Source organism: Helicobacter equorum, from assembly GCF_900198655.1.
Lineage (GTDB): Bacteria > Campylobacterota > Campylobacteria > Campylobacterales > Helicobacteraceae > Helicobacter_F > Helicobacter_F equorum.
Genome location: NZ_FZPO01000082.1, coordinates 1 through 1,452, shown reverse-complemented (window position 1 = coordinate 1,452; position 1,452 = coordinate 1). Strand labels below are relative to the sequence as shown.

At 37.6% G+C, this 1,452-nt stretch carries 1 protein-coding gene and 1 pseudogene; one reads left to right on the top strand and one right to left on the bottom strand.

The features are described from left to right. On the top strand, nucleotides 1-233 hold a 233-nt coding region (locus tag C6H22_RS08455), incomplete at its 5' end, for a hypothetical protein (protein WP_158654692.1). Between the two features lie 704 nt (nucleotides 234-937). Here C6H22_RS08455 and C6H22_RS08450 read toward each other — a convergent pair. Further along, a pseudogene (locus C6H22_RS08450) lies at nucleotides 938-1,452 on the bottom strand (30S ribosomal protein S12 methylthiotransferase RimO); the annotation flags it as partial.

The following is a 1,452-nucleotide window of genomic DNA, read 5'->3' as shown; positions in this document are numbered from 1 at the left end:
CAAGTATCCTTGAGTTTGCACATAAGCAATGCGTGAGTAATAAGCGTGTATCAAAACTTGTGCTAATAGGCACACAGGAATGTTTAGAATCTCTTAATACACAATGTTTAGAGACTTTGGGGCATTATGGTGTGAAAGTGGAGTTTTTTATGTGGCTAGATTCTATGTGGTGTGAGAGTTTTTTGGTGCATTATGGAGTAGTGTTTGGGTTTAAAAATGCCAAATCCAACTAGAGAATTTTTGAGATTGATTTCATAATATGAGAGTGCGTATGATGCGGAAAATCGAGCTTGCAAACTACTACCGAGGTCAAACACATAGTCATAATCGAGATTAAGTAAGAAATTGTTCTCATCACATTGATGATGTTTTTGTTTTGGTATACGATCCTAGCCCAAACTCCAGCCCAAAGAGATGAAAGCCGCGAGATGTTTTGTGCGCCACGAAGTCATAGATACTCATAAAGGCGATGTTGTCAGATTGTTGTGTCATATTGTTGATATGTGATAGATAGGTGCTCTAGAGGTTTAGCTGATAGAGGCTGCCATAATGTTCATTTTTTGTGTGCATACTCAAGACTTATGCCTTGCGAGAGTATCTAAAAATTTTTACCTAGAGCATTTGGTGCTTGAGGGATATCAGCAAACAAGATACAACATTGCAAAAGTATAAGGCATAGTGCGTTGTATCTGTGCATAATCCCCAATTCTTATGTTTTGATACCAAAAATCATAAAATCGTGTTGTGGTTATGTTTTGGTGCAATATATCAAAATATATTTGATACCAATTGGAAATTACGATGCTTTAGTAATGATTTGTTGCGTAGATACCATGACTATAATGTTTAGATTCTCATGTGATGTGTTTTTTCTATCCAAGCCTATTAATTTTTGTTTCGCTCTATAGTGGCAAGGCGTGTATACCATATCTCTATCTCACGCTAGTGCCAAAAGTTTGCCAAACACAAAATCATCTCGCACTTGAGTGATTTGACATACATACGCACCCTGCTTAATCTCACCTAAGCCATCTTCTGTATCATTAATAAGAATCTCTCCATCTATCTCTCTTGCCCAAAGTCTTGGTCGTGCGCTATAAAAATATTCACTCACATCACTCACACCCTCCACTATCACCTCGATTTTTTGTCCTACCATTGCACGCAACGACGCTCTTTGCTTTTTTTGTAGAATCTTGTTTATTGTGTTAATGCGTTTGGTGATTATCTTAGATTCTATTGTCGGAAGCATGAAGCTTTTTGTATCTTCTTGTGGCGAGTATTCAAAAATATTAATCCTATCAAATGGGCTTTGTTTTACAAACGCACAAAGTTCTATAAAATCCTCCTCGCTTTCGCCGGGGTGTCCGATAATGAGACTTGTGCGCATAAATCGACCTTGGATTGTATCCATAGCGTTTATGAGTTTTTTGTGTGTGGCACGATTTGCAC